Genomic DNA, 3,029 nt, shown 5'->3' with positions numbered 1-3,029 from the left:
AAAAAGACGGGCGCTGATGGTGTCGTCTATTTACTGACGAAGTTCTGTGATCCTGAAGAATTTGATGCCCCTATTGTGAAGAAATTTCTCGATAGAGAAGGCATTCCTTCCATCATTATCGAAATAGACCAGCAAACTAAAACATATGAACAGGCAAGAACGGCGCTGCAAACTTTTGCAGATGTGCTTTCTGCTTAACAACGTTAATTAATAGTCACAAAAGACCTGCGTGATTTACGCAGGTCAATTGAACCCTAACACCGATAAGTGGGGCAATCATGGGTATTATTTGTTTAATCATCGGGCTAGCGATATTAATGATTATGTGTATGAAAGGCATACATATTTTTATTTCTGTCTTTACCACTAGCTTGTTTCTTGCTGTGACTGCATGGCTTGTATCACCAGATATGCTTAATCCTGTCGATGCACTATTACAAGTGTATACCGGGGGATTAGGTGGTTATTTTGGTAGCTTCTTCTTCATTTTCGTACTTGGTGCGATTTTTGGCAAATTAACCGCTATCAGTGGCGCTGCTGATAGTGTTGCCTCTTTTATTATTGGTAAATTTGGTGAAAGAGCCGTTATTCCTTCATTAGTTGCGGCTTGTGCCATTTTAGCCTACGGCGGTGTTTCCGTGTTTGTTGCACTGTTTACCGTTTATTCAATGATGGTGAGTTTATTCCGCAAAGCGAATCTTCCTCGCAGACTTATTCCCGCTGTCTATTTTGCAGGTGCGGGTACCTTTGTGATGATAATGCCAGGATCGCCTCAGATCCAAAACCTTATCCCTATGAAATTCTTAGGTACGTCAGCGACTGCGGGGTTAGTACCGGGTATGTTGACGGCATTATTTCAAGTCACTTTGGTCATTATTTATCTCACTTGGTTATTTAAGCGTGTAAAAGCAAAAGGTGAAGGCTGGGTTGAAGACGAAAAAACAGCGAAAGCAGAGGAAGGTAAAAAAGATCGCCAATTACCTAATGTACTCGTTGCATTACTCCCTATGGTTATTCTGCTTGTCGTGTTGAATATCCTGAAATGGGATCCCGCTATTGCGCTGTTCTGCGCCATTATTGCCGCCTTGATTGTGTACTTGCGCTATCTCGATTGGAAAAAACTTGTTCCTAATTTAGCGGCAGGAACGATGGAAGGGGTGACCTCCCTCTTTAACACGGCGGTTATTGTTGGATTTGGTGCGTTAGTTATGACATTACCCGCATTCAAAGAATCATTCCAAGCGATTGCGCAATCGGGGCTTAATCCTCTTGTCGTCACAGCGATTTCTGTCGGTGCGCTGGTGTTTATCAGTGGTTCAGGCTCTGGTGCATTAAGTATCGCCATGCCAATGATTGCTGCGATGTTCCCTGCCACCGTGGTTGATCAAGGTTCATTACACCGTGTCGCCACCATGGCATCTATGAGTACAACACCGCCATTTAACGGATTGATTATCACTGTCTTTAGCGTTTGTGGTGTCAGCCATAAAGAGGGATACGGCCCTGTGGGGACATTAACCCTCGCTATCCCACTGTTAGCCATGATGTTTATGTTGCTGCTGTACACCTTTTTACCGGCATCTATCGCGACGATGTAGAAATAACGTTAACCCATTAATGCGTGCGATAAGACGACAAACGTGAAATCGCACGCCATAGAGATAACCCTAAATATTCTCAGAGGAAAATAAACATGGATTTTCAGCTAACAGAAGAACAAGTCCTGATCCGCGATATGGTCAGAGAGTTCGTTGAAAACGAAATTAAACCCATTGCGGGGGCAATTGATAAAGAGCACCGTTTTCCAAGTGAAAGTGTCGCACCGATGGCTGAATTAGGACTCTTTGGTTTTAATATTGACGAAGCTTATGGCGGAACAGAAGCCGATGCAATTAGCTATGTATTAGCCACTGAAGAGATGGCAAAAGTGAGTGCCTCTCACGCCATGATCATGGGATCGCAATGTTCTTTAACAGGACCCATTATTCAAAAATATGCTGATGAAGCGACTAAAGCACGTATTTTGCCGGGTGTGGTTTCTGGCGAAAAATTAGGGTGCTTTTGTCTGTCAGAGCCTAGCGCGGGTTGTGATGCCGCGGCTCAAGAGACAACAGCCGTTCGCCAAGGTGATAACTATGTGATCAATGGTTCTAAACTGTGGATCACTGCTGCGCCTCAAGGTGCTTTCTTTATCGTGTTTGCGATGACAGATAAAAGCAAAGGTGTAAAAGGGATCACCGCATTCTTAGTGGAGCGTGATAACCCAGGTATCAGCATTGGTTTACCTGAAGACAAAATGGGGATGAACGGCTCTGAAACCTGCTCTGTGAGTTTCAGTGATTGTGTGGTTCCTGCCAGTGCGATGCTAGGTGAAGAAGGTAAAGGTTTTAATATTGCAATGGAAACCTTAGATGGTGGCCGTTTAAGTTGTTCAGCACTGGCACTAGGGATCGCGCAAAGTGCCTTAGATGCCACGATCACTTACACCAAAGAGCGTATTCAATTTGGTAAACCCATTGCTGCTAATCAAGGTATTCAATGGGTATTAGTGGATATGGCAACCCGTGTTGATTGCGCCCGTATGCTGGTTTATCGGGCTGCTGCTGCCAAAATGACTGGTCTTCCTTACACTCGCGAATCTGCTCAAGCCAAACTTTATGCCGCAGAAGCTGCCACTTATGTGACTCAAAAAGCCGTTCAATTACATGGCGGTATGGGTTACACCAAATCCTACCCTGTTGAACGTTTGATGCGTGAAGCAAAACTGACTGAAATTTTTGAAGGCACAAGTGAAGTGCAACGCATGGTTATCGCTAAGCATATTTTAGCGTAATGAGATTTGAGCTTATTAATTTGTTGCATTGTGCAAAACGGAGAATGTGAATTATGAAACTTATTGCCTGCTGTAAGGTTGTTCATGACGAACAAGACATCACAACACGGCCTGATCGTACACTCGCAACTGATAATGCGGGGTTAAAAATTAGTTTGTATGACTTAAATGCAATTGAAACTGCAGTAGAAATTGC

3 protein-coding genes are annotated in these 3,029 nt (G+C 43.8%); all 3 read left to right on the top strand.

The genetic code is table 11. The features are described 5' to 3' along the window. On the top strand, nucleotides 1–198 hold a 198-nt coding region (locus BHE89_RS13550; RefSeq protein ID WP_141008299.1), incomplete at its 5' end, for a 2-hydroxyacyl-CoA dehydratase. Between the two features lie 80 nt (nucleotides 199–278). Then, on the top strand, nucleotides 279–1,598 hold the full coding sequence (locus BHE89_RS13545) for a GntP family permease (RefSeq protein WP_069369781.1): 1,320 nt from the start codon (nucleotides 279–281) through the stop codon (nucleotides 1,596–1,598). Between the two features lie 95 nt (nucleotides 1,599–1,693). Further along, the gene (locus BHE89_RS13540; RefSeq protein ID WP_069369780.1) at nucleotides 1,694–2,833 is read left to right on the top strand and encodes an acyl-CoA dehydrogenase family protein; all 1,140 of its coding nucleotides are present in this window, start codon (nucleotides 1,694–1,696) and stop codon (nucleotides 2,831–2,833) included. Nucleotides 2,834–3,029: the final 196 nt, after the last annotated feature.

It is taken from the genome of Shigella sp. FC1967 (assembly GCF_001743005.1).
In the GTDB taxonomy this organism is placed as follows: Bacteria; Pseudomonadota; Gammaproteobacteria; order Enterobacterales; family Enterobacteriaceae; genus Proteus.
Note: the sequence above shows the minus strand (reverse complement) of the source record. Positions and strands in the feature narration are given on the sequence as shown.